This window comes from Pseudomonas sp. H1_G08 (assembly GCF_054681355.1).
The window spans coordinates 1689751-1715435 of record NZ_CP162822.1 but is presented as its reverse complement, the minus strand read 5'-3'; the positions used below and the strand labels follow the sequence as shown (position 1 = coordinate 1715435).

General features: G+C 56.9%; 22 protein-coding genes and 1 tRNA gene. 7 read left to right on the top strand and 16 right to left on the bottom strand.

The window, feature by feature from the left end:
• Positions 1-103: 103 nt before the first annotated feature.
• Positions 104-191: transfer RNA gene (locus AB4N85_RS07930), tRNA-Ser, on the top strand.
• 151 nt (positions 192-342) lie between these two features.
• Here the strand turns inward: AB4N85_RS07930 and AB4N85_RS07925 are convergent.
• The 6 genes from AB4N85_RS07925 to pstS all read right to left on the bottom strand — a co-directional run bounded on the left by AB4N85_RS07925 (position 343) and on the right by pstS (position 5595).
• Positions 343-984, bottom strand: coding sequence for a hypothetical protein (locus AB4N85_RS07925; RefSeq protein WP_252869458.1), 642 nt, complete (start codon positions 982-984; stop codon positions 343-345).
• Complete coding sequence (locus AB4N85_RS07920) at positions 984-1682, bottom strand: hypothetical protein (RefSeq protein ID WP_252869457.1); 699 nt, start codon at positions 1680-1682, stop codon at positions 984-986. The genes AB4N85_RS07925 and AB4N85_RS07920 overlap by 1 nt, the downstream gene beginning before the upstream one ends.
• Positions 1683-1775: 93 nt before the next feature.
• Positions 1776-2537, bottom strand: a complete 762-nt coding sequence (gene pstB / locus AB4N85_RS07915; protein WP_016774591.1) for a phosphate ABC transporter ATP-binding protein PstB — start codon at positions 2535-2537, stop codon at positions 1776-1778.
• A gap of 75 nt (positions 2538-2612) precedes the next feature.
• Positions 2613-3524, bottom strand: a complete 912-nt coding sequence (gene pstA, locus AB4N85_RS07910) for a phosphate ABC transporter permease PstA (RefSeq protein WP_016774590.1) — start codon at positions 3522-3524, stop codon at positions 2613-2615.
• Positions 3521-4489 (bottom strand): phosphate ABC transporter permease subunit PstC, encoded by a 969-nt coding sequence (pstC, locus tag AB4N85_RS07905; RefSeq protein WP_460067644.1) that lies wholly within the window; start codon positions 4487-4489, stop codon positions 3521-3523. Before pstC ends, pstA begins: the two co-directional genes overlap by 4 nt.
• A gap of 74 nt (positions 4490-4563) precedes the next feature.
• On the bottom strand, positions 4564-5595 hold the full coding sequence (gene pstS / locus AB4N85_RS07900; protein ID WP_051600442.1) for a phosphate ABC transporter substrate-binding protein PstS: 1032 nt from the start codon (positions 5593-5595) through the stop codon (positions 4564-4566).
• A gap of 313 nt (positions 5596-5908) precedes the next feature.
• Between pstS and AB4N85_RS07895 the strand changes: the two genes are divergently transcribed.
• Both AB4N85_RS07895 and AB4N85_RS07890 read left to right on the top strand, forming a co-directional pair.
• Entirely contained in the window at positions 5909-7348 is a 1440-nt protein-coding gene (locus AB4N85_RS07895; protein WP_130899380.1) for an ATPase domain-containing protein, read from the top strand.
• Positions 7349-7371: 23 nt separating this feature from the next.
• The gene (locus tag AB4N85_RS07890; RefSeq protein ID WP_016774585.1) at positions 7372-7731 is read left to right on the top strand and encodes a response regulator; all 360 of its coding nucleotides are present in this window, start codon (positions 7372-7374) and stop codon (positions 7729-7731) included.
• Here the strand turns inward: AB4N85_RS07890 and AB4N85_RS07885 are convergent.
• Entirely contained in the window at positions 7726-8682 is a 957-nt protein-coding gene (locus AB4N85_RS07885; protein ID WP_252869455.1) for a fimbrial protein, read from the bottom strand. The genes AB4N85_RS07890 and AB4N85_RS07885 overlap by 6 nt on opposite strands.
• Before the next feature lie 330 nt (positions 8683-9012).
• Between AB4N85_RS07885 and AB4N85_RS07880 the strand changes: the two genes are divergently transcribed.
• On the top strand, positions 9013-9597 hold the full coding sequence (locus tag AB4N85_RS07880; protein WP_056785683.1) for a hypothetical protein: 585 nt from the start codon (positions 9013-9015) through the stop codon (positions 9595-9597).
• A gap of 38 nt (positions 9598-9635) precedes the next feature.
• On the opposite strand, the gene AB4N85_RS07875 is transcribed toward AB4N85_RS07880, so the two are convergent.
• The 6 genes from AB4N85_RS07875 to AB4N85_RS07850 all read right to left on the bottom strand — a co-directional run bounded on the left by AB4N85_RS07875 (position 9636) and on the right by AB4N85_RS07850 (position 18370).
• Positions 9636-11264 (bottom strand): methyl-accepting chemotaxis protein, encoded by a 1629-nt coding sequence (locus AB4N85_RS07875; RefSeq protein ID WP_252869454.1) that lies wholly within the window; start codon positions 11262-11264, stop codon positions 9636-9638.
• A gap of 115 nt (positions 11265-11379) precedes the next feature.
• On the bottom strand, positions 11380-11811 hold the full coding sequence (locus AB4N85_RS07870) for a hypothetical protein (protein ID WP_150635414.1): 432 nt from the start codon (positions 11809-11811) through the stop codon (positions 11380-11382).
• A 338-nt stretch (positions 11812-12149) separates the two neighbouring features.
• Positions 12150-12527: a type 1 fimbrial protein gene (locus tag AB4N85_RS07865; RefSeq protein WP_016774580.1), complete on the bottom strand. Its 378-nt coding sequence runs from the start codon at positions 12525-12527 to the stop codon at positions 12150-12152.
• A gap of 101 nt (positions 12528-12628) precedes the next feature.
• Positions 12629-16216, bottom strand: coding sequence for a transporter substrate-binding domain-containing protein (locus AB4N85_RS07860; RefSeq protein WP_315435014.1), 3588 nt, complete (start codon positions 16214-16216; stop codon positions 12629-12631).
• 52 nt (positions 16217-16268) lie between these two features.
• Positions 16269-16976, bottom strand: coding sequence for a response regulator transcription factor (locus AB4N85_RS07855; RefSeq protein WP_041478777.1), 708 nt, complete (start codon positions 16974-16976; stop codon positions 16269-16271).
• Positions 16977-17149: 173 nt separating this feature from the next.
• The gene (locus tag AB4N85_RS07850; protein ID WP_095179872.1) at positions 17150-18370 is read right to left on the bottom strand and encodes an EAL domain-containing response regulator; all 1221 of its coding nucleotides are present in this window, start codon (positions 18368-18370) and stop codon (positions 17150-17152) included.
• A 320-nt stretch (positions 18371-18690) separates the two neighbouring features.
• On the opposite strand from AB4N85_RS07850, the gene AB4N85_RS07845 reads away from it, so the two are divergent.
• The 3 genes from AB4N85_RS07845 to AB4N85_RS07835 all read left to right on the top strand — a co-directional run bounded on the left by AB4N85_RS07845 (position 18691) and on the right by AB4N85_RS07835 (position 22770).
• The gene (locus AB4N85_RS07845) at positions 18691-19296 is read left to right on the top strand and encodes a fimbrial protein (RefSeq protein ID WP_083352866.1); all 606 of its coding nucleotides are present in this window, start codon (positions 18691-18693) and stop codon (positions 19294-19296) included.
• A gap of 67 nt (positions 19297-19363) precedes the next feature.
• The gene (locus AB4N85_RS07840; RefSeq protein WP_041478776.1) at positions 19364-20113 is read left to right on the top strand and encodes a fimbrial biogenesis chaperone; all 750 of its coding nucleotides are present in this window, start codon (positions 19364-19366) and stop codon (positions 20111-20113) included.
• Positions 20114-20310: 197 nt separating this feature from the next.
• The gene (locus AB4N85_RS07835; RefSeq protein ID WP_252869451.1) at positions 20311-22770 is read left to right on the top strand and encodes a fimbria/pilus outer membrane usher protein; all 2460 of its coding nucleotides are present in this window, start codon (positions 20311-20313) and stop codon (positions 22768-22770) included.
• 121 nt (positions 22771-22891) lie between these two features.
• Here the strand turns inward: AB4N85_RS07835 and AB4N85_RS07830 are convergent, their stop codons facing one another.
• The 3 genes from AB4N85_RS07830 to AB4N85_RS07820 all read right to left on the bottom strand — a co-directional run bounded on the left by AB4N85_RS07830 (position 22892) and on the right by AB4N85_RS07820 (position 25675).
• Positions 22892-23797, bottom strand: coding sequence for a LysR family transcriptional regulator (locus AB4N85_RS07830; RefSeq protein ID WP_016774575.1), 906 nt, complete (start codon positions 23795-23797; stop codon positions 22892-22894).
• A gap of 87 nt (positions 23798-23884) precedes the next feature.
• Positions 23885-24421, bottom strand: a complete 537-nt coding sequence (locus tag AB4N85_RS07825) for a 2,4'-dihydroxyacetophenone dioxygenase family protein (protein WP_024012829.1) — start codon at positions 24419-24421, stop codon at positions 23885-23887.
• Positions 24422-24529: 108 nt separating this feature from the next.
• Positions 24530-25675 carry a glycerol dehydrogenase gene (locus AB4N85_RS07820; RefSeq protein ID WP_095179870.1) on the bottom strand — a complete coding sequence of 382 codons (1146 nt, stop codon included), beginning with the start codon at positions 25673-25675 and terminating at the stop codon, positions 24530-24532.
• Positions 25676-25685 lie beyond the last annotated feature (10 nt).

Genomic DNA, 25685 nt, shown 5'->3' with positions numbered 1-25685 from the left:
GAAACGTTCAGTCGCAAAGATCATAACAGACGCTCTGTAACAAGCCATGCAGAGAGTTTGACAGTGTGTTTCATTCAGGTATTATGGCGCCCGCAACGCAAACGGAGGTGTGGCCGAGTGGTTTAAGGCAACGGTCTTGAAAACCGTCGACTGTAACAGGTCCATGAGTTCGAATCCCATCGCCTCCGCCATATTTGATACGACAAAGCCCTGATTATTCAGGGCTTTGTCGTTTCTGCGAGATATGTTTGCGCAGCATCGTTTGCGCATCTGTTGAGTCATTTCACAGCAGTGCCTCGTACACCTGAGGCGCTGCTGCCCGAATAGCCAATGCGTACCCGCTCAGCCAAGCGACTCAAAGACAGCCTCCGCACGCTGTTGCACCGGCGCCTGAGGTCTGAGCATTTGCTGCCAGGCGAGCTGCGCCTGGACCTTGGCCACCGAATCCAGCACTTTCTGCGCCCAGCGATCATCCTCGGGATGCACCACGACCACCCGGAAGCCATGATCCTTGCCTTCAATCTGCACGCCCTCCGAATCATCGACATGCAAGTCGATATCGAACGCTGGCGGATACTTGGAAGGCGCATTCGACATCCCGTGCGCCGTCAGCGCACGGTTGTGCAGCACGCTGTTGACCACGCCATCGACGCGGATACCGTACAGCGCCAACCAGCGCCTGATATAGGACGGCGTGCGCCCGGATGAGGTGTAGACCCAGACACTGCAATCCTGGCGACGCAGCTCTCGGATCAGCGATCGTGTGCCCATCCGCAACGGTTCACCCAGCCAGCGATGAATACAGGCCGGTAGTCGACTCTTCTCCACTGCGCAGTGGTGGAGCTGGCAAGCGAGCGTGTCATCGATATCGAACGAAATTCGTATGCGCTGACGTTCGAACAACTGCGGCAAAGCGCAGCGGATAGCCTGCCCTGCCCGGCTGCCGAAGGTTTTCAATCTGGCAAATGCTGGTGCCCAGTTCATCAATGGCCACCTTGAGAGAGAGGCAAAGGCTTGCCTTTGAGAAAGAACTTCATTGGATCGGGCGCCTGTTCTTCTAAGAATGCTGCATATTTTTTCTTGATCTTGGGCAATTCGTACAACGCCTTGACGCCATGCTTGGCGGAGTTGCGGATGACCGAAGACGGGTTGAAATAGCCCTCGGCGTTTTCCAGCGTCAACACGAATGGAGGCAGCCCCGCCCGCATGAGCAGGTAGCTCACAATGAGCGAGCCACTACGGTTATTGCCTTCGATAAACAGCTGCGGCTTGCTCAGAATGCGCACATAGACACCGGCTGCACGCTTCCAGACCGATTCACTGCGATACGCGCAATACCAGTTGTACAAGTCCTTGATGCCTCCCTCAACATTGTTGAAGAAGTGCGCCTCAGTCGCAGCCAGATGCTGGGCGTATTCGAGCCGGCGTGCCGGATCCCGGCCACACAGCACCGTGGCGTTGATCTCCAACATCAGGTTCAGTTGCTGCAGATCGAACAGGTCGACGCCGCGGGCAACATATTCGTCAACCAACGCATAACCTTCAAGCACATTGTTCAGGACTTCGTCAGTGAACGGGTCTCGGGGCTCGGTGAAGTGCCGGCTGAGCTCGGCAAAACGGCTCTGCACTTTCCGCAGTGCGCGTTCAATCGCTGGCAAATCAAGGCGATGCGTGGCAGGCATTGGAGCTCCTTGGAAACGCTTGGTAAATGTCCACCGATGCCCGCCAAATCCGTTTGGCTTGTGCAGGTAGGCGGCCGTGACCGGTGCTGTGACTTAGCTGAACTTGCCGCTGATGTAGTCGCCGGTCATCTGTTCACGCGGGTTGTCGAAGATCTGCGCCGTCGGCCCCATCTCGACCAGATAACCGGTGCGCGTGCCCTGGGAAATATCCACCGAGAAAAACGCTGTGGTGTCAGCAACACGGATGGCTTGCTGCATGTTGTGAGTGACCAGTGCGATGGTGTAGTCCTTCTTCAACTCGACCATCAATTCTTCGACGCGTCGGGTGGCGATCGGGTCCAGTGCCGAACAAGGCTCATCCAGCAGCAGGACTTCCGGCTCGGTGGCGATTGCCCGGGCGATACACAGACGTTGTTGCTGGCCACCGGAGAGCGACAGGCCGCTGACCTTGAGCTTGTCCTTGACTTCGTCCCACAGCGCGGCGCCTTGCAGCGCATGCTTGACACGGTCGCCGATATCGCCCTTGTAGCGATTGAGGCGAAGACCAAACGCGACGTTGTCGAAGATGCTCATCGAGAACGGGTTAGGCTGTTGAAACACCATGCCGATGTAGCGGCGCACGACCACCGGGTCGACACCCTTGCCGTAGACGTCCTGCCCGAGGAAATGCACATGGCCCTCGAAACGAAAGCCCTTCACCAGATCGTTCATCCGGTTGAGACTGCGCAGCACGGTGCTTTTGCCGCAGCCCGAGGGACCGATGAATCCGGTGATCTTGTTTTTCTCGATGGGCACGTGGCTGTCACGTACTGCCATGAAGTTGCCGTAGAAAATCTTGTCCAGTTTGCAGTCCATGACTACAGGCGCCTGGGTGACAAACGGAGCGGCTATTTGCGCAGTGGATACGTTCAAAATCAGATGCTCCCGTTCTTAATACTTGGGCTTGCCGAAAATCCGGCTGATGATGTTCACGAACAGCACGATCATCACCAGCACCAACGAGGCCGCCCATGCGAGCTCGAGCTGGTTATCGAAAGGCATGCCGGAGAAGTTGTAGATCAGCACCGCCAGCGAGGCAGTCGGATTCATGACATCGAGATTGCCCTGGTGGTAGATCCAGTAGTTGCTGAAGAGCGCGGTAAATAACAGCGGTGCCGTCTCGCCTGCGGCACGCGCCACGGCGAGCATCACGCCAGTCAGGATCGCCGGCATGCCGGTCGGCAAGATGATTTTCCAGATGACCTGCGAGCGAGTGCAGCCCATGCCATAAGCAGCATCTTTCATGATCTTGGGCACCATCCGCATCGATTCTTCTGCGGTCAGCACCACGATAGGCAGCATCAGGACGGCGAGCGCCACGCCACCTGCCGGTGCCGAATATGTGCCAGTCGTCATTACAACCAAAGCGTAGGCAAATACACCTGCCAGGATTGATGGCAGGCCCGTAAGCATCTTGGCGGCAAAACGCGCGGCGTTCCCCAGCTTGCTATCCGGCCCCAGTTCAGCCAGAAAAATGGCCGCCATGATCCCGACCGGCACCGCGATCGCTGCCGCGATACCGACCATCACGAAAGTACCCGCCATCGCATTGCCGAAACCGCCACCCATCTCGAAGCCGGTCGGCGGCAGTTCAGTGAAGACTTCCAGGTTCAGACGCGCGCCACCACGAGTGATCAGCATGTAGAGCACGGAAATCAGCGGCACGCTGGCCAGCAAAGCACCTGCCCAGACCAGGGTGGTCAGGATCAGGCTGCGCAGCGCGCGGCCTTCGAACCTGCGTTGCAAACTCGGCATCGCACCGGTTGGCGCCGTCAGGTCTGTTGCTGCGGTCAGATCAGTCATCCCTTGTTACCCCGTTGGGCGTACATCATGATCATCGAGCCGAAAATGTTCACGATCAGCGTAATCAACATCAGCACGAGCGCGGCATACATCAACACCTCGATCTCGTTCGGTCCGGCTTCGGGGAAGTTCAGCGCCAGCAGAGCCGCAAGCGTGTTGGCCGGTGCAAACAACGAGAGGGAAATGTTGTTGGCATTGCCGACCAGCATGGCCAGCGCCATCGTTTCACCCAGCGCGCGCCCCAGGCCCAGCACCAGAGAGCCGAAAATGCCGGTGGCAGCCGAAGGCACCATCACTTTGAGAATCGCTTCCCAATGGGTTGTGCCCATGCCGTACGCGGCCTGTTTGGTTTTCATCGGCACAGCCGTCAGCGCGTCCTGCGAAACGGCGGCAATGGTCGGCAGAATCATGATGGCGAGCACCAGAGCTGCGGGCAGCAGGCCCGGACCGCTCAGGGACGTGCCGAAAAAGGGTATCCAGCCCAGTTCGCTGTTCAACCAGGTCGTCAGCGGCCGAATCGCCGGGATCACCACATAGATCCCCCACAGGCCATAGACCACGCTGGGAATGGCCGCGAGCAGTTCGACGATGGTGCGAAACAGCGCAGCGAGCTTGGTCGGCAGGAAGTCCTGGGTCAGGAAAATCGCCATGCTCACGCCAAAGACACCGGCGATCAGCAAAGCGATGGAGGCGCTGTAAAGCGTGCCCCAGATGGCCGGCAGGATGCCGTATTTGCCCTGGTTGACGTCCCACACACTGCCCAGAAGCACATCAAAGCCGTGCTTCTCCATACCGGGAAGTGCCTTGCGTCCGACTTCGAATACCAGTGCAAATACCAGCGCCAGAATCAGTACCACACCGATACGCGCGAGCGCGCGGAAGGTGCGATCAACCAGGAAATCCTTCGTCGAGGGTGGCTGGCAGGCAGAGTCGGGATTAACCGGTACGACAAAAGGTTTGTTCATGGGCTAAGTCCGGAACAGGGGGAAAACTCTCCCGGCGTGGTGCAGACGCACACGCCGAGAGAGACCTCACGGCGTTACTGAATGTTGGCGGACGCTTTGCGAACCTGTTCGACGACCGATTGCGGCAACGGGATGTAACCCATCGAATCGGCAATCTTCTGCCCCTCGGTCAGGCTGTATTCGACCATTTCACGCATGGCTTTGGCCTTGGCCGGGTTGCCATTATCCTTGCGGAAAATCATCCAGGTATAAGAGGTGATCGGATAGGACTTGGCACCGTCCGGATCAGGCAGCCAGGCCACCAGGTTTTCCGGCATCTTCACCGCCGCCAGGGCCTCGGCACCGCTTTCGGCGTTTGGCACGACGTAATTGCCTGCCTTGTTCTGCAACTGGGCAAAGTCGACCTTGGCCAGCTTGGCGAAGCCATATTCGATGTAACCAATCGCACCAGGGGTCTGACGCACGGTAGCGGTTACGCCATCGTTTTTCGGCGACTTGATGAACTTGTCACTGGCCGGCCAGTTGACGGTGTTGCCCTCACCCAACGCCTGCTTGAACTCGGCGTTGACGGTTGCCAGGTGCTTGGTGAATACGGCGGTAGTACCGCTGGAATCTGCACGCACGACAACCGTGATCGGCGTATCGGAGAGTTTCAGGTCCGGGTTGGCTGCGACGATCTGCGGATCGTTCCAGCGCGTGATTTTGCCCAGGAAAATGTTGGAATAGACGTCGCGTGGCAGCTTCAGACCCTTGGGATTGCCCGGCAGGTTATAGGCCAGCACGATTTCCCCGGCGGTCATTGGCAGCAACTGCACGCCTTCGGCGACCTTGGCGATATCTTCGTCTTTCATTGCCGAGTCACTGGCAGCGAAATCCACGGTTTTGTTCAAGAAGTCCTGTACGCCCGCGCCGCTGCCCTTGGATTGGTAATCGACAGTGACGCCATCGGATTTCTTGCTGAAATCCTTGAACCAGGTCAGATAGATCGGCGCCGGGAAACTTGCTCCGGACCCCGTCAGGCGAACATTTTCTGCTGCAAAGGAGGCCGAGGTGGCACAAAGAGATACCGCAATGGCGAGCGCAGCAGACTTCATCAAACTTTTCATTAAATGACACCTAGTGATTACGGGCTCCCGAACTCTGCAGCAGTTTTGTGACGATTTCATGAAAGCAAAGTGGCAAGCGTTACCCTCATGGTCCGCAGCAGCGCCTATGGATGTAATCGGCCTCCGGGTTTCGAAAAATCGAATCTTCCTGTGCCGGGCTTGTCACTACCCCCTGATCCCGAGCAGTCACGCGCCAGGTTCACATTGCAAAAACGCTACTTTTCCCCAGCCTTTATGGCCCTCGACCGGAAATGGCGTTAGCATTTCACTCATTCGGCTGAACAAGCCTGTTTATTCAGATCAGGGTTGCATTGTGGAAAAGCTAAAACGCCTTCAAAGCGGGATCGAAGGGCTCGACGCGCTGCTTCAGGGGGGCTTTGTCGCGGGCGCCTCGTACATCATTCAAGGGCGTCCGGGCTCCGGCAAGACCATCCTTGCCAATCAGCTCGGATTTCACCATGCCCGCAACGGCGGCCGTGTTCTGGTCGCCACGTTGCTGGCCGAGTCCCACGACCGGCTGTTCCAGTTCCTGTCGACCATGAGTTTCTTCGACGCTTCGCGAGTCGGCGCCGAAATTCAGTTTGTCAGCGCCTTCGATACGCTGGAAAACGAAGGCCTTGATGAAGTCGTGAAGCTGCTTCGGCGCGAAATCACCCGGCAGAAGGCGACCGTCATGGTCGTCGACGGCCTGCTCAACGCACGTTCCAAAGCCGACTCGCCGATCGATACGAAAAAATTCATCTCTGAACTGCAAGGCCATGCCGCATTTGCCGGTTGCACCGTGCTGTTCCTGACCAGTTCGCGCCTGGACGACGGCAGCCCCGAGCACACGATGGTCGACGGCGTCATCGAAATGGGCGAAGAGCTGTTCGGTACCCGTTCCGTACGGCGCATTCATTTGCGCAAGACTCGCGGCAGCGGCGCGTTGACCGGTCTTCACGAGTGCGAGATCACCGATAACGGCCTGGTCGTCTACCCGCGCCTCGAAAGCCTGTACAAGCGCCCTTCCGCCCCTGACAGCGCGGACATGACGCGCATTCCAAGCGGCATTGCTTCACTGGATGACATCCTCGGGGGTGGCTTGCACAGCTCCAGCGTGACGCTGGTCATGGGGCCTTCCGGGATCGGCAAGACCACGCTGGGTCTGAAGTTCATCGCGCAGTCGACGGCCGAATCGCCGGGCCTGCACTTCGGCTTCTATGAAAGCCCGCAGCGGCTGCGGCTGAAAGGCCGTTCGCTGGGCATTGATATCGAACACATGGAACACAGCGGTGCGCTGAGCATTGCCTGGCAGCCAACTACCGAAGGCTTGCTGGACGGCCTCGGCGCACGCCTGCTGAGCCTGGTCGATGAAAAAGGCATCAAGCGCCTGTTCATCGATAGCCTCAGCGGCATGACTCGGGTTTCAACCACACCGGAACGCATCACCGACTTTTTCAGCGCGCTGATGAATGAGCTGCGATCCAGAGGCGTTACGGTGTTCGCCTCATGGGAAATGCGCGATTTGTTCGGCTCCGAGGTCAGCGCACCGAACTCCGACCTGTCCAGTATTGTCGACAACCTGATGCTCATGCGTTTCTTTGAGAATCACGCTGAACTTCACAGGACGCTTTCCATTCTCAAGATACGTGATAGCTCCTACAACCCGTCGCGGTTCGAGGTGGTTATCCGTGATCAAGATGTGTTCCTGGAAAAGGCTTTGAAAAATGAACCTTCAGTCACAGCTGAGTCATTGCCTGGTTCAATTTCGTAAGTCTGCAAGCGGGTTGAAATAACATGACCACCATCCTGGTAGTCGACGACGAGTATCTGATTGCTGACATTCTTGGCTTTGCGCTTGAGGATGAGGGCTTCATGACTGTGACCGCGAGCAATGGAAAGAAGGCTCTCGAAGTGCTGGAAAGAGAACGTCCAGCCCTGGTCATCACTGACTTCATGATGCCGGTCATGGACGGCCTCGAATTCGCCGAAGCCGTGCGTGCCCAGCCGTCCGTCAAACACTTGCCGATCATTCTCATGAGTGGCGCGCAAGCGCACATCGGCATGCAGCGCTCGGATCTGTTTGATGTGGTAGTGCCCAAGCCGTTTGATATTGCGGTGATTGTGGCTGAGGTGAAGAGGCTGTTGGGCTCATAGATACTCGACGACAAAGGCAATTTCGGCATTGGCATCGCCCGCTCGCATTTGCGCATTGGAAGGCTCGATGCGCACGAAGCGGGCTTGCAAGGAAACATATGCATTGCCGCCTTGCGATGTGGGCGCTTTCATTATGTAGTTCTGATTCAGCTTGAGTGTCGACTTGTCACTGAAGCGCATCTGCAATGCCAGACCTTTGGCAGTGGAATTACTGTTCAGATTTACCATGCCAGTACCAGCGTCCCACACAGGGCTGCCCGCAGTGGGTGAGAAGGAAAATCGGAAGTTGTTAATTCCTGTGGGACAGTTTTTCATATTGAGAGAAAAGTATTGCTCCTTGGCAGATGCGCCGTTCTCGGGGAAATCGCTCAAGTTATAGCTGCCCATATCGACTTTCACATCGGGTGTTTCGCAAGACTGTGAGACTACCCGCGTGCCGCTGGTATTCATTGCCAAAGGCTCGATTTCAGCAGCGACAAATGTCCCCAGTTGGCCTGAAGGTATCGTCGCACTGCCGGAAATAGTGCCCGTCTTTACAAAACGCAAGATGTGCTCAGAACCATTCCAACCCCAACCGCCAGCAGTGTCGGTAGTTCCTGGAAAGCCTTTCCACGCTTTCCCCGATGGCGGTCGGACCCATTGCCAGCCGATTCCGGTATTTCCGATAGGAAAAATCTCCGCGCCCGGCTGAGTAACGCCGACAGTATTGCGTACACCTTCGTTGTGTACCGCAGAGCACCTGAATGAGCTGGGTATGGCGCCCAGGGTCACGATCGGGCTTTCATAGATAACCGTGCCGTTGGGCGTGTCACGAGGCACCGAGATCGTGGCTGGAAGAACCACCCTGACACTGCCCTTGGAATGGTCGGGATAAAATTCGCAAACTGCAGCCATTGCGTTAAATGGCAGTAAATACAAAAAACCGACAATTAAAACATGGGAAAACTTCATAGCAATCTCTCTGAACTCGCCGTGTTTGCAAACATTTGAATGGCGGACGATTGCGTGAACTATCAGCAGTAAACGCCACCAAAGCGGCAGCAGACGATAATGAAAAAAAGGAGCTTGAGCAAAAAGTTTATTTATTCGCAAACAAGACAATTCTCATGGACCCACAAGAAACTTTAGATAGTCGGTTTAAAAAAGAAGCCTTCTGCGAATTCGTTAACAAATGTTAGCCGTTATCGACATACGCAAATAGAGCACAATTTAAGACTCGTCTTAAAGGCCCAGCGAATCGAGGTTATTACACTGTCTACTCTTGATAGGAGAAACGATTCCGTGAGAGCCCTCGATACCCTCAATAGCTCAAAACCCCAGAGCAACGCCGCCATCTACTGCCTGACCATTCTTGCGCTGGCACTGATCGCCATGACTGTGGTCGCCGGCTACCAACTCAATGAACTGTTTCCACTGAAGGCTGTGGTGCAACAACAGGAGGTCCAACTCACCCAGCGCGCCGATGCAATCCAGTCGATGAGCGCAGAACTGAAGCGCCTGGCGGAACAGAAACAGGTTTTGGAAGCCGACCTGCTTAGCGCAAAGGAACAGGCGAAGGCCGCTGAGCACGCAAAAACCGAACTCGAAAACAATCGACAGGCAGCCCTGACCAGCGCGGCGTTAGAGGATGAAGATTCACTGTGCGCGATCATCGAGCAAAACATCCGACTTGTTGCGGACCAACTCAATCGCGACGATTTCTTCCGCCTGCGTGATGAGCGCGAAGCTGAAGCCGAAGCGGTACTTGAAAGCTATGAAAAACAACTCGCCAGCTGCATTGAGCAGTTGACAGCACAAACCGCATCGCCAGCACAAACTGACTCTGCACCCCATGCGCAAGACTTTGCTGCGCCGATCGAGCGCTGATCAAAAAGCCCTGGTAGCCAGGGCTTTACGTTTACTGATTAAAGTTTGAATTCCTTGGTCAATTTGTTCAGCGACGCCGCCAATTGCGACAGCTCCGCCGATGCGACTGCGGTCTGTTTCGATCCCTCTGCGGTTTCACACGAAAGGTCGCGAATGCTGATCAGGCTGCGATCCACTTCACGCGCAACCTGAGCCTGCTCTTCTGCAGCGGTTGCCATCAGCAGGTTTCGCTCGTTGATGAGATTCAGCGAGCCAGTGATGTCGGTCAGCACTTCGCCGGCGATATTGGCCATTTCGAGCGTTCTCTCGGCCTGAGCGCGGGTGTGGCTCATGGAGGAAACTGCGCGGCTGGTGCCCGACTGAATGGAGCTGACCATGGACTCGATGTCCTCGGTCGACTTCTGAGTACGCTGCGCCAGCCCTCTCACCTCATCGGCAACCACGGCAAAACCGCGACCCGCCTCCCCCGCCCGCGCCGCTTCGATCGCTGCGTTCAAGGCAAGCAGATTGGTTTGTTCGGCAACCTCTCGGATAACGTCCAGCACGCTGCTGATATCGCTCGCCATGGTCGATAGCGCCTGCACCTCAGCCGAGGTGCTGTGCACGCTGGACACCATCAGGTTGATTGCGGCTACCGTGTCGCTGACCTGACTTCGACCGGCAATGGCTGCCGCGCTTGATTCCGACGTCAGCTGCGAGGTCGATGCGGCGTTGTCTGCAACCTGCTCCACCGCTGCACTCATTTCAGTGACGGCGGTGGCGGCCATTTCGATTTCATGGCTCTGACGTTGAGTGATACGCGAGATATCTTCAGTGACGCCGTGCATGACCTCCGAGGTCTCGGCCAACTGCGTGGACGAATCACGGATCATGATCAAGGCATCTCGCAGACTGGTTTGCATCGCCGCCAATGACGACAGCATTTGCGCCGCCTCATCGGAGCCATCCAGCGCAATGGTTTCGCTCAGATCATTGGCGGCGATGCATTCGGCCACCCTTAGCGAGCCTGCAATGGGTACCGTCAGGCTGCGGGTATACAACACGGCCAGGGCCAACGAAGCACCGATCGCGATGAGAATGAACACACTGACGATCAACAGCGTGTGCTCATAGACATTGTCGGCCTGCTTGCCCGCCTCATAAGCTTCTATCTCGTTGAGAGCAATCAACTTCTTGAGCGCGACCTGTACGCCATCCGACGCCGCACGCATCTGATTCCTGGACAGCGCAATGGCCGCTTCAAGCTGCCCGTTCGCCACTGTTTCAAGGTATTGATCTTGCGCCTGATCGTTGACCTTCTGTGCTTTGGCAAACTCCTCGAACGCCTCGCGCCCAGCGTCAGTGGCCAGCAGATCAATGAGCGCTTGCTGATGTTTTTTGATCAGCTGACGCGACTGCTGAATGTCCATCAGGGCTTGCGCCTTGCGCTCAGGGGTTTCGATGGGATTGCGCAAGCGAGCGTTGTTGCCCTTGATTTCGACGAACTCTCGATCGAGTTGGCCGAGCAGCTTGATACTCGGCACGATCGTCGTCTCGACGTACGTTTCTGCCTTGTTGAGCAAGTCGACTTGCTGCAGAGCGATCAATCCGATCGCGATAATCATGAGACAGAACAAGCCGAAACACAGCGCCGAACGAGGCGCGAGATTGAGTTTACGAAGCAGCATGATGCCTTACCTTAGAGTGTATTCAAGACAATGGGGCAAACGAGTGGGCGGCACAGCAGGCGCTGGGCAATAGCACCTCAGCGTCTACGTGGATCATCGCGGGAAGGTGCAGCAGCTAGCGGTTTGCGCACGAAGAGAGTGTGGAGTCGGTCGAGGCCGGCTCCGCAAGTTCCTTGAGCGCCGGGTCGGCCAGCATCAGAAAATCTGCCAGGCGCGGCAGATTGATTTTCGAGACCAGGCGCATCCAGCGTTGCGGATGCGGGTTGAAGAAGGTCTTCGACCACTGGTGATCATCGTTGGGATTGAAAATCAGCAGATGACGAATCAGCGGGTTTTCCCCGAAAAAGTCGAGCGGATCCATCGCCATTTCGCTGAGCAACTCAGCATTGACGACGACCAGGCTCAACCGTTGAGGGCAGTAATACGTCAGTATTTTCAGGTCACGATAAGTGCAAACGTTCAAGACGCTGAGACAGCCCAGCTTGTTGAACTGCTGTTCGATTGACAGACCTCTGCGCACATCGCTATCGGCGATCAGGATCCGCAAGGATCGACTGCGGTTATTTTCAAGAAACATCGGGCACCTTTGGCAGCTCCATTCTTCCTTTCAAGAAAATAACCAAGGGCCAACCTGCCTGATATGAGACTTGTCTCAAAAATGAACGCAGGGATAGATGATAAAAAGCCACACCTTGACGACAGCCCAAGCGATCGGCGCATGGTCTGGCTCAGAAAGTGTTGAAGGAGGGATTTTGCAACGCAGGGGAGTGGCGACAAGCCAGAAGCGCGGGACGGTTCTGTGCGAACCAGACAATTCTCATTATTAACGCCCCTTTTTGTCAGTAACCTTGAAACAAGGGGCGCAGACTCATTCTTTCCAAGCCATCAAGGCAGCGTCATCGTCACTACGTAATTACCGCTCGTTATCTGGTGACCCTTGTTGTCCGTGAGCAGCAAGCGCTGGTCGTAATAATCGTCCTGCTCATGAGTATCGGCAATCACCTTCACAAACACCTGCTGGCGCGACTCACCTCGCCCTGCCGCACTGACGTTGTTCACGGTAAAAATCTGCCCGGTGCTTGCCTGGGGGCAATCAAGCAACTCGACAGAAGAATGGCTGGCGCCACTGGCAATGCAACTTGCCTCGACAATTCGACCGCTGAAGCGAATCACTCCGCTGACCGGCGCAGACTGGGCTGCGCTGACGGTGTCAAAACCGAGCAGGCAAAGGCAGGCAATCAATAAAGGACGTCGAATGATCATCGCGAAACTCCATGGTTATTACCAAGGTATCGCCCGCTGCAAAATGATCTTTAACGTCAGCTTTAATGCAAGGCCAGTCGGATGGTCATGAGCCGATACGTTTACAGCTCGATCCGTTTGATTTTCTTGATCAGATCAGCCTGTGCATGCTCCAGCTTCAATGCACTGCGATTGAGGTCCAGCGGATCGATAACAGGCGCCTCGCACTCGGCTTCAAGCTCGTTACACGCCTCAATGACCTGATGCTCGGCAACAATGCGCGCCGCCCCCTTGATGCGGTGCGCCAGGTCAGCCAACAGCCCGGGATCGCTTTCGGGTATTAGCGAATGCAACTCCTCCAGATCCTTTTCGCAACTCGACAGCGCCTCGCGCAGAAGTTCTTTCATCATGTCGAGATCGCCTCCGGTGAGCTCGTCAAGACGCTCGCGAATCGAACCCAGCTCCTTGATAGTCGCCGCAGGCGGGCTTTCAAATGGCTGGGTTTCAACATTTTTTTCCCAGCCTGCAAGCATGATCGACAAGGTGCCGAGACTGATCGGTTTGAACAGACAATCATCCATCCCGGCCTCCCGGCATTTCACTTTTTCTTCCGGCTGCGCGTTGGCCGTGAAGCCCAGTACGATGCACGGCGATCCACCACTTTCGCGTTCGTCCTGGCGAATGGTGCGGGCCAGCTCATAGCCGTTCATGACCGGCATGTTGCAGTCCGTGATCACAATGTCAAACGGCTCCGAGCGCCACAGCGCCAATGCCTGGGCACCGTCGGCGGCATCACGCACCGCCTGGCCAAGGAAACTCAGCTGCTGCGTCAACAGCAGGCGGTTGGCGCTCTGGTCATCGACTACGAGAATCCTGAGTGTCGGTACCGGTTTGTCCTGAACAACCGAAACAGGCAGCACTTTGCCGCCAAGCGGGCTGAGAATATTGAAGAACAGCGACACTTCCAGGCAGGTGCCTTTGCCAAGCGTACTGGTAATGTTCAGCCTCCCGCCCATCAATTCGCACAATGAACGGGAGATCGCCAGTCCCAGACCGGTGCCGCCTCTGCTGGAGGGACCATGGTTGGCTTGGGAAAACGGCTGGAACAGATTCTGCAGATCGGCGCTGGAAATGCCGATGCCGGTGTCCTCGACCTTGAGGTCGACCTGTAAGCGTTCGTCAGCGAGACGTTGGCCGCGAATCGAGACGCTGACATGACCGGTGTCGGTAAACTTGATCGCGTTGCCCACCAGGTTCGAGAGCACCTGCTGGAAGCGCATCGGATCAACCAATACGTCACAGCCGACAGTGGCGTCGATGTCGAGCTTCAGCACCAGACTCTTCTGCCTGGCCAAGCCGTCGAACACCCGCGCCACGGATTCGACCAATTCGCGCAGGTTGGCACGTTTCGGCGAAAGGCTGACATGGCCCGATTCGATGCGTACCACATCGAGGATATCGCCGATCAGTTCCAGCAGACCTTTTGCCGAGTCGTATGCCACTTCAATCGCCGGCCGATCGAAGTGACCTTGCTCGGCACGCTTGAGGGTAAGTTCGAGCATGCCGATCACGGCGCTCATCGGCGTACGGATTTCGTGGCTCATGGTCGCCAGGAACGTGGTTTTGGCGCGGCTCGACTCGTCAGCCAGCTCTTTCGCCGAACGCAACTCCTCGATCAGTTCACGGCGTTCGCTGATATCGATCCAGCCGCAGATCACGCCTCTGACTTCACCCGCCGTGTCGTGATACGGCTGGATCCAGTGGTAAATGATCAGCCGCGTATCACCCACATGCAGCGTGCGATCCACCTCGTAAGGTTCGTCCTGCTCGATGACGCGCAGGTAGTCGTCGTGAAATTGCAACGCCTCCTGACGATTGCGCTTGCCGCTTTCGAGCACGGTCTTGCCGATCACGTCCTTTTCTGACAGGCCAAATGTTTGCAGATAATTATTATTGCAGGTCACCAGCCGACCTTCCCGGTCACGTACGTAAATGGGATGCGGCGTGCCGTTGATCAGCGCCCCCATGAACTTCAGCTGATCGCCGAGCAAGCGCTCTGCACGACTGCGTTCGCGAATCTGCCGACGGATGTAGAAATTCCACGCCAGCGATCCCAGGATAATCAGGAACGCGCCAGCGCTGATCTGGTAGATCAGCGCCTTGTAATCGCGCCACGACAACCCCGAAAACGCTGCAATGGGACGCCACCTGTTGAGGATTACGTCCAGCTCATCCGGCGGAATGCTCAGCAGCGCCTTGTTCAGAATGCTGACCAGTTCGGTATCGGCACGCCGCGCGGCGAAAGCGAGGAAGCCTTTGTTCATGCCGACGATGTTGGAGATACGCAAGCTGTCGCTGTAGATGTGGGCGATGTAGTAGCGCGCACTGTGCAACGTGGTAATCATCGCGTCCGCTCGACCGTCCTTCACGTCAGCCAAGGCGCCCAGAACTGTTTCGTTATCAACGATCTCGATGTCGGGGTAGTCCTTGAGCAGCTCACGCTCAGCCGAACTTTCGGGCACTGCGACGCGCTTGCCGCGCAGCTCCTGCAGGCTTGAAGGCGCGCCTGCGTCCTTGGTGGTGACGATCACAAAGGGGCTGGCAAGGAACGGATGAGTGAAACGCATGCCGACTTCCCGCGAGACCGTTGGTGTCAGCAGAGAAATATCCGCGCTGCCATCCAGCAGACGCGTGCTCAGACTGGAAAAGCTGTCGGTGCGCTCGACATTGATCTGCAAGCCGGTACGCCGCTGGATGAGCTCGAGCAGATCAGCGCCGATCCCGCCAAAGTTGCCGTCACCATCAAAGAATGCAAACGGTGCCTGATCGTCATTGATCACGAACCGCGCGACCGGATGCAGCTCAAGCCAACGTGCTTCGCCGGGTGTCAGGTCAATGCGTTTGGGCGTCAGCGCCCCGCCGCCGCCCGACCAGCGCTTGGTAATTTCGGCAATCTTCGCATCACCCAGCGACTCGAGGGTCGAATCGATCAGACGCAGCAATTGGTCGTTGCCCCGGCGCAAGGCAAAGCTGAAACCGCTGGTTTGGGTTTTGACGAAAGAGTGCAGCCGCACATAGTTGAAGTAGTTGAGGTTGATCAGGTAATTGCTCGACACCGTATCGCCGAGAAACAGGTCGACCTTGCCAAAAGCCAGCGCAGCCAGTGCCAACTCGTTCGATGGAAAAAGCACGAATTCGGCGTTGGGGTATAACGCGTGTAATTGACTGGAAGGCAGGTAATCGTCGGCAACCGCAATACGCAAACCGGCCAGATTGGCCGGCATCGGGCGCCGATCATCACCGCGCATGAACATTGCCGGCACGTCTTCGACATAAGGCTTACTGAGCGTGACGAGGCCGTCGATCAACTCGAAACTGTTGGAACTGCCCAGCATGTCGATGTCGCCACGCTCGAGCGCCGCCATGGCGTCGCGACGGTCGGGATAAGCCTTGACGGTAACTTCGACATGCAAGGCCTGACCGATAATGCAGGCGATGTCGGCGGCTATTCCCTCGTACCGCGTACCGCTGGCGGTCATGACATAAGGCGGGAAATCCGGAAGCGCCGAGCCCAGCACCAGACTGCGCTTCTGCCGCAGCCAACTCCAGTCTTCATTGGCCAGATCGACCTGTAGCTCCTTGCAGTCAGACCGACCGAACACCTGCAGAGTGCGCGGCTCTGCTGCCCACAACGACCCGCTACCGAACATGACAAGCACACTGACTAGCAAAACACCGCGCAACAGATGAAACATAAGCGAGTTATCCCTGGTTGTCCGCCGTCAGGCTGTGCTGCAACTTGAACAGCTCCGCATCACCACGAATGCCAAGCTTTTTGAAAGCGGCCTGTTTTTGCCCGCTGATGGTTTTGCGACTGCGCGAGAACTTCAAAGCGATCTGCGTCACTCCCATCCCCTCGAGGCAGCAGCGCAATACTTCTTTTTCTTTCGGTGACAGAAGAGGATTACTGAGGAAGTCGTCGCCGTGCGCCGCGCCATCGTCATTGGCACCAGCAGGTTCGTCGACCGACGCAGGCAGCACATCGAGTTCGAAGGCCATTTCCGGCGAAAGATACAACTGGCCGGACGCAGCACTGCGGATGGCGGTGATCAGGTCATCGACCGACTGCGACTTGCCGAAGAATCCGCTGACGCCCGCCCCGATCGCCATATTCACTACCGCCGGGCGCTCTTCGGAAGATGAGACAAGGATGCGCATGCCCGGATATTGCTTGCGCAGCAGGCGGATCAGATTGAGCCCGTCCAGCTCCCCATCGTGCAGTTTGTAATCGAGTATCAGCAGGTCGATGTCGATTTCGCGCAATCCGGTGAGCAACTGCGCGCTGCTGCCATACACACCTACGACACTGAACTCGGCTTCGCGCGTCAGCCGCGACTTCATCGCCAGACGTATGAGCGAGTGATCATCAAGGATGGCAACGCGTAACGGATTCACGACTGACCAATGCATGAACAGCTCCATGATGAAGAGTGTTGGAGGACCATCAGCACTTGGCAACCGCAGCAAATCCCGGGCATCACCGAAGCATTCAGGTGCATCTGATTGATTTCTCGGCACATGATGAGTGTTTTGAAGGCGTGACGAAATAGGGCTTTGTCCCAAAAGTCAGAATGCCGCTTGCATCAACGATCGGATGTGCCTATTGCGCGGCGCCAGGACGACTTCTGGCCTTCGAAACGCCAGTCGACCAAATGCGCCCAATTCATCGGGCGAGCATAGAAGAAGCCCTGCCCCCACTGACAACCAAGCCGCGCCAGATGCTGAACCTGATCTGCGGTTTCAATACCCTCTGCCACCACGCGCATGTCCAATTCCCGCGCCAAGGCCAACGCCCCGTGGATGACCGCGCTGTAGCGCGCCTGATGGAAATTCTGCACGAAGCCGGCGTCGAGTTTGATTTCGTTGAACGGCATCTGGCACAGCCGCTCAAGTGAAGAATAGCCGACACCGAAATCATCGATTGCCAGACTGAAGCCGAGCATGCGCAGACGCACCATGTTTTCCATGCTGATCTCGGGCATCTGCAGCAGGCCGGTTTCCGTGAGCTCGAAAATGAGCCCAGCTGGCGAGGCGCCATGGATGCGCAACAGCGCCTTGATCCGGTCGACAAGATTCGGATTGGCCATCTGCGTCACGTCGAGATTGAACGCCAGCTTGAACGGCTTGCCGTGAGACTGGACGAAGCGCTGCAGACTCAAGCCTTGCGTGAGCAGGCTGAAAAACATCTCATCGAGCAGCCCGCAGCGCTCGATCGTCGGCAAGAACATGCCTGGCGAGAGCAAGCCGCGACTGGGGCTCTGCCATCGCACCAGCACCTCGGCGCCATCCACCTCACCACTGCGCAGATGAAATTTGGGCTGGAAGTAGGCGCGAAACTCCTGCCGACGAATGGCTTCGAGTACCTCACCCTCTGTGGGCTGATCAAGCTGACTTTCTGCCACTTTGGCATCGATCTGATTGTGCGGCCGGTAGCGAGCCAACAACGGCGCCAGCACATCGACCATCAACGGTTTTCCGACACTGCCAAGCAACTCAAGCCCCTGCAACGTGACGATTCGATCAACCGTGCGCAACAAGTCTTCAGGCAGTGAACTGCAGATGATCACTGCACGAATCAAACCGGCCTCTCTCGCCAGGCGCAAGAACGTCAAACCATCCATCCCGGCCATGCTCAAGTCACACAATGCAACGTCCACGCCTCCAGCCTGGGATATCACAGCCAGCGCATCCTTGCCGTCAGCCGCCTGAAAGATATTTTTGTACCCCAGACTATTAAGCGCACTGACTGCCGCCGTGCGCTGAAAGGCGTGATCTTCCAAGACCAATATACGAAGCGTGTTCACAAACCTGGAACCTCTTTCTATCAGTCGTTAATCGCGAAAGTTTGAATAATCTTTCAAGCAGGACGCCCGCTCACAAACTTTGCGTTGACTGAGAATTTCTGCATCCGCGAATACTAGCCAGACAAAAACCGCACGACTTTGAGAATTGTCTCATTTGGTTCGCTGCACCATTACCGCAAATATGAATACGCCACTGCCATATTACTGACTGGCTCGCACCTTTATCGCTTTAAGACAAATCCCAAAGACCCGCCACCACCGCACACCTAATATGGCCTGGCATTTCAATGCAGCACTTCACAATAACTTCGGATATAAACATGAAAAAGTTCGCTTTCGCAGTACTCACTCTTTCCGTACTGGCTGCCTCCACTGGTGCAGTGGCTGAAGAAGAAGCCGCTAAAGCTGTCAAGGGCGGCAGCGGTCAAATCAGCTTCACCGGCGTTATCAACAACGACGCCTGCTCGGTAGACGGCGCTTCGGGTAACGACAAGATGATTGCCGTGGACATGGGCAGCGTGTCGATCAAAGACATGGGCACCGACTCTGCTCCGGGCGCCGGTCGTGTGGCCGCCAACGATTTCAACCTGAAAGTGAACTGCAACGCTGGCACCAAGGTTTCGATGCTGTTCAAACCAACCGTAAACGGCGGTTCGGGCCTGGTTGATGGCAAAAAAGTTCTCAAGCTGCAAGGTACCGATGCGGCCAAAGGCGTAGGTATCGCGCTGCTGGACAGCAATGGCCAATTGATCGACCTGAGCTCCGAAGCCACCGCCAAAGTGCAGACCAGCCTGACTGGCGACGGCACCACTGGCGGCGACGGCACCCTGTCGTTCGCAGCCGCTTACGTCACCACCGGCGACAAGACCGCTGCTACTGCAGGTACCGGTAACGCCACTCTGCCGTTCGTTCTCGAATACGAATAAGCAACGCGCAATACCCGGACGGGGCCGCTGTGCCTCGTCCTTCCCCGGCCATTAATCGGTGAAAACTATGTTAAGTCGCTATTTTCCGCTTTGCCTGGGGCTTGCCGGGGTGTTGATGACGCACTCGGCATTCGCCAGCATCTCTCTGAGCTCCACCCGGATCATCTTCGATGGCGCGCACAAAGAGGCGAACGTCACGGTGCGCAACGGCGGGCAAACCATCCTCGCACAATCGTGGCTCGATGCCGGCGACACGGCTGGCAGCGCACCGCCTTTCGCTGTTACTCCACCACTGGCCAAACTTGAGCCCAATCAACAGCAATTACTGAGGATTCTTTATGAAGGCCGCGGCATGCCTGCGGACAAGGAGTCGGTGGTATGGCTGAACGTGCAGGAAATCCCCCAGGCCAGTGCTGCCGATGTCAACACGCTGCAATTGGCGGTACGTCAGCGTATCAAGGTCTTCTTCCGCCCGGACGGACTCACCGGTGATGCCGCAAAGGCACCGGAGCAACTTGCATGGCAATTGGTCACTCAGGCTGGCAAGTCGGTGCTGAAAGTAAAAAACCAAAGCAACTACCACGTGTCGCTGGCGGATCTGAAAGTCGTTGCAGGAAAAAAAGCGGAATTGGTAATTGATTCGACAATGATCGTTCCAGGGGAAGTTCGCTCATTCAATCTGAAAGATCTGCCAGCTGGTACTTCGCATTTGAGTTTTTCAGCAATTAACGATTACGGCGCACAACAACGATTCGATGCACCACTAAGCGTTGCCGAAAGCCATGCCGAGCGCGTGAAAGATGCCTCCGCCCAGTAAATCCCCCACCCCACCCTGCCAACTTACAAGCTATTCACAAGTTCCGGACTCCGGTTGAAGCAACACGGACTGATAAGGCAAATTGCATGTTTCCCTCCCAACACCACACATCTGAAAGTTGTGTTAAGCATCATGTTGCGCGCCAGAAAAACAAAGCGGCGTTGGGCTGCCTGCATCCATTGTGCTTTGCAATCAACATGGCTATCTGTGGATTTGCCATAGGTGCCGACGCGCCGGCCGCGGTAGCGGGTGAAGCTTTCAATACGTTGTTTCTTGAAGGTTCATCAGCGGTCGATCTGCAACCGTTGCTGAATGCCAACAGCGTCTTGCCAGGCCAATACCGCGTCGACGTGTTCAGCAATGGCACGCTGGTCGGGCGTCGCGATATCGATTTCGCGGCCAACCCGGTCAACGGCAAAGTCGAGCCACGCATCACTCTGGAACTGTTGCAGCAGCTGGGTGTGGACATGCGCAAACTGCGTGAGCAGGGTCTGGTTGACGAGCAACACCCTGCCGATCACTACGACCTGCCTGCAATGATCGAGCAAGCCAGTCTCAGCTTCGATGCCAACCGCCTGCGCCTCAATATCAGCGTGCCGCAGGTCGCCATGGCGCGTGGCATGCGCGGCTATGTAGATCCAGAGCTTTGGGACCAAGGTGTGGCCGCCGGTTTCATCAACTACCAGCTGAGCAGCACCCGCAGCAAAACCGATTACACCACGCAAATCTCCAATAACCTGGGGCTGCGCAACGGCATCAACTTTGGCGCCTGGCGTCTGCGCAACGAGTCCAATCTGAGCAGCTCCACCGGCCGGCCCAATCGTTTTGTCAGCAACCGCACCTTCATCCAGCGCGACCTCACGGCGATCAAGGGGCAACTGAGCGCGGGTGAAATCTTTTCCGATTCGGATCTGTTCGACAGCGTGCGCTATCAAGGCGTCAAGGTGGCCTCTGATGAGGGCATGCGCGCAGACAGCGAGCGCGGCTATGCGCCGATCATACGTGGCGTTGCTGAAACCAACGCCACGATCGAGGTCCGCCAGGATAACTACATTCTCTACACCACCAACGTGCCGCCGGGTCCGTTCGAGATCAGTGACATCTATCCATCGGGCTCCAACGGCGATCTGGAGATCACCATTGTTGAAGCGGATGGACGGCGCAAGGTCACCCGACAGGCATTCTCCGCCCTGCCGACGATGGTGCGTGAGGGACAGTTGAAGTACAGCCTGTCGAGCGGCAAATTCAATAACAACAGCGAGGGCTATGACAAGCCCGCCTTCCTCAGCGGCACGTTCGCCTACGGCTTGACCAGCAACCTGACAGGCATTGCCGGCCTTCAGGCCAGCAATGGTTTCAAGGCGATTTCAGTCGGTGCGGCGAAGAACACCTCGATTGGCGCAATGTCCCTGGACGTGACGCAATCGTCCAGCAAGGCATTCGGCAAAACCACCCAGGGCAGCAGCATACGCGCGCTCTATGCAAAGACCTTCACCGGCACCGATACCAGCTTCACCCTCGCCGCTTATCGTTATTCGACCGAGGGTTACCGCACGCTGACCGACCATGTCCAGGACACCAGCTCCGGGGCCACCCGGCGCCTGGGTAATTCCAAAACCCGCACCGACCTCACGGTCAACCAGACTTTAGGCGAAGCACGCCAGTTCGGCTCGCTGTACCTGAACGCCAGTGACCAGCGCTATTGGGATCGCGGTGGCTCGCGGAGCTTTTCCGCCGGCTACAACAACAATTGGCGCGACCTGAACTACAACATCAGCCTGAGCAAAACCCAGGAGTTCGGCGCGCGCGGTGACACCAGCAACGACACACAACTGAGCGTCTCGATTTCGTTTCCGCTCGGTTCGACACCCCGCGCACCGCGCGCCTACATTTCCAGTAACCATCAGAACACCGGTACCAGCACCCAAGCCGGGATCAACGGTTATCTGACCGAGGACAGCGACACCTACTATTCCGTGCAGACCGGGCGCAGTGTCCAAGGCGATCGATCTGGCTCGCTGAGCCTGAGTACCCGCACATCGATGGGCGACCTGAGCCTGGGTTACAACCGAGGCAACGGTTATGAATCACAGAACCTGAGTGCCGCCGGATCGCTGGTGGCCCATGCAGGCGGCATCAATATGGGCCAGACCGTCGGTGAAACGTTCGGTCTGGTGGAAGTGCCCGGCATGTCGGGCGTCGAAGTCAGCAGCTATTCGGGTGTGAAAACCGGCCTGAACGGCTATGCGGTTCTGCCTAACGCGCAACCGTACCGCGTGAACTGGGTAACGCTGGACACGCGTAACCTGGGCGGTGAGATCGAGCTGGACAATGCCACCCAGCAACTGGTGCCAAGACGAGGTTCGATAGTTCTTGCACGCTTCGAAGGCAGCAAAGGCAGACGCGTCCAGTTTGAACTGTACGATGCCAACGGCCAGCCGATTCCATTCGGCGCGGTGCTGTTGGATAGCGACGGCAAACAACTGGCATTGTCAGATCCGACGGGCAAGGCCCTGGCGCTGGTGACCAAAGATCACGGTGTCATCACCATCAAGTGGCAGGGCAAAAGCTGCCCCGTGCCGTACAAGCTGCCGGAAAAGGTCGAAGGCTTGAACTATGAGCAATACCGGTTGGCCTGCTCTTCGAGCGCGAAGTAGACCGACCGCGAGCTTGTCACTCTACGCCCCCTCAACCAAAACTCAGCCCTGATGATTCAGGGCTTTTTAATGCGCAGTTTGAGCATCGCGTTGATCAATACGCTGCCCCCAGAGCTGAACGTCAGGAGACCTTCCACGGATGCTCACGCCACTTGTTCTGAAAAAACTCGATGAATACTCGTATCCGTGGACTCAAATGCTTGCGATCCGAATAAAGCAGGTAGATCGGCTCGACCACACCCGTTTTGAAATCCTCAAGCAACGGCACTAGCGTTCCCGCTTTTACATCAAGCCCGATATGAAAGTCCGCAAGCTTCACCACGCCAGCGCCTGACAGCGCCATGTCGCGCAACAGATCGCCTTGAGTAAACGACGCGCTGGCGGTCACCGGTACCGAGACGCCGTCTCCATCCTGCAAAAATGACCATTTGTTCCACGGGCTGACGAAGCTGAAATTGAAGCAACGATGATTCAGCAAATCTGCGGGTGTGGTTGGTGTGCCGTGTTCAGCCAGGTACTGCGGCGAGGCACAGATCAGCCATTCACATTCGCCGATGCGTCTGGCAATGCGTGATGAGCTGGGCAATACGCCGCTGTGGATGGCGATATCGAGCCCTTGCTCGAAGTGATCGACGAATTGCGCGCCGAGTTGGATCTCAACGTCCAGTGAGGGATACAAATCCAGAAATTCCGGTAGCCACGGCACGATCTGGTGTTTGGCGAAAGAGGTCATGGTGTGGATGCGCAGGGTGCCACTGACCCTGGAGGGCAACGCCTCGGCCAGCGAGTCCGCCTCGTTCATGGCTTCAACGACGGCTTTGGCGCTGCGCAGGTAAGCGGCGCCCTCCTCGGTCAGCGTCAGCACGCGTGAGCCGCGCTGGAACAGCCGGACCTGCAAGCGATCTTCCAGGCGGGTGATCAGTTTGCTGACCGCTGATGGCGTCAGGTGATGGGCGCGCGCGGCAGCAGAAAAACTTCCACATTCGGTAGACCATATAAAAGCGAGCAGCTGCGAATAATTGTCCATGGCCGGTCCTGGCGAAAAGCTTGAAGGCATGTTGTCTCAACGCTTATGAAAAAGCGCGCCGAAGCGCGCTTTTTCCTGGGGGCCGGGTCAGCGAATGAACTGTTCGATGTAGTCGTCCGGCAAACCCAGCGTCTTGTAATGCGCTCGGGCGGCTTCAAGCTTGGTGAACACATCTTCGTAACCCACGGCAACGCCCTGCGGATCGACGTAAGTGTAGCCACCCTGCACGTGGAACCAGGTGATCATTTCACTCACATCCTCGGGGACGAACAGGGTATGCGTTTCACCGGGCGGCTCATAGGCAAAAGACCCCTCCTCCGCGACCCAGTCATGCTCCAGGTAGTACCAGCGACCCTTGAGCACGATCGCATGCACGCCGCCGGTATGGCGGTGACGCGACAGCACGCCGGCCTGACGCACCCGCAACAGGTTGATGTAATAGCCGCCGCTGGTGTTGAGCAGCAATGGCTTGAAGGAGACAGATTTTGTTACCGGCACCCACAGCGCATCGTCTTCGAGCCACTGCGTCATGACGCCCGGATGCACCATGTCGGGCGTCATGAATGGAACTTGCGGCAACTGATACGCAATGGCGAGTTCATCAGGTTTAACAGGAGTATTCATAGTCAGGCCTCTCGGTTTTTTTGACGAATTCACAGCACTTGATTGCGCCAGGATTTCGCTTGAGGGAAAGGTTATGGCGTCGCTGTACGGGAGAAAACAGCTACTTGGTCACACCTGTTGTGACGCAGGATCACAGTGTCGGGGCGGGTTCGCGCAGACTCTGACCAGCCGTGAACCAAGGCTGTCAGCCGCCGCCAATCCTTCCACCAGGCGCTGGTAGTTCAAGGGCGGTTGCATGTTTCTGGCGTAAACCGCCGATAAGGTTGCGTCCACGAGAATATTGATCTGCGCCGTCGTCAACGGCGTGCGCTGACCCAGTTCAGCGAACGTCACGGGCAGCTTCACCGCGTGCAGCAGACGCGCGACCTGTTCAATCTCTTCGGCCGGTCGCGCCTCCACCGCCATCTGCACCAGCGTGCCGAACGCCACCAGTTCGCCATGCAGCATCGACGCCATCGCCGGTATCGCGGTCAGCCCCCGAACCAGGGCATGGGACAGTGACAAACCACCGCTCTCGAAACCGACACCGCTAATCAGCACGGTGCCTTCGATGACCCGCTCGACATCATCGGTGAGTTCATGTCGACACACCGCCTGATATGCCGGGACGCCGTACTGCATCAGCGTGTCGAAAACCAGGTTGGTGAGCATCAATGCCGTGTGCAGCGGCGGTGTGCCGAAAGAGTTGTGGCCGCCGGCGGCGTAGCACTGTCGGGCTTCGAATTTCTTGCTGATGGCATCGCCGATCCCGGCCGCGAAGAACCGTGCCGGCGCCTGAACGATGACCTCTGTATCGACAATCACCGCAGCGGGATTCATCTTCAGAAACTCCACGCCCACCACTTTGTGCTCTTCGTCGTAAAGCACGATCAGCCGACTCGTTGGCGCGTCACTTGAAGCGATCGTGGGGCAGACAATGATCGGCACGTCGAGATTGGCCGCCAGCCCCTTCGCCGTATCGATGGTCTTGCCACCGCCCAGCGCAATGATCGTGTCGGGGGCGTGCAGCAATGCCTGCTCGGATAACTGCGCAATCGCAGCGCGCGTGCACTCGCCGGGAAACTCGATGTGCAATGGCTCCAATCCCTGGTCCTGCAACGTGGCGCCAACCTGCGGCCATAGATGCCGGGCGACAAACTCATCGCAAAGCACCAGCGGCCGTGATCGGCCCATGTCGTTCAGCACTCTGCCCAATTGTTGCAATGCATTCGGACCCTGCTCGTAGCGCCCGGGAAATCCCATCGTTTTAACCATGACAAACGTC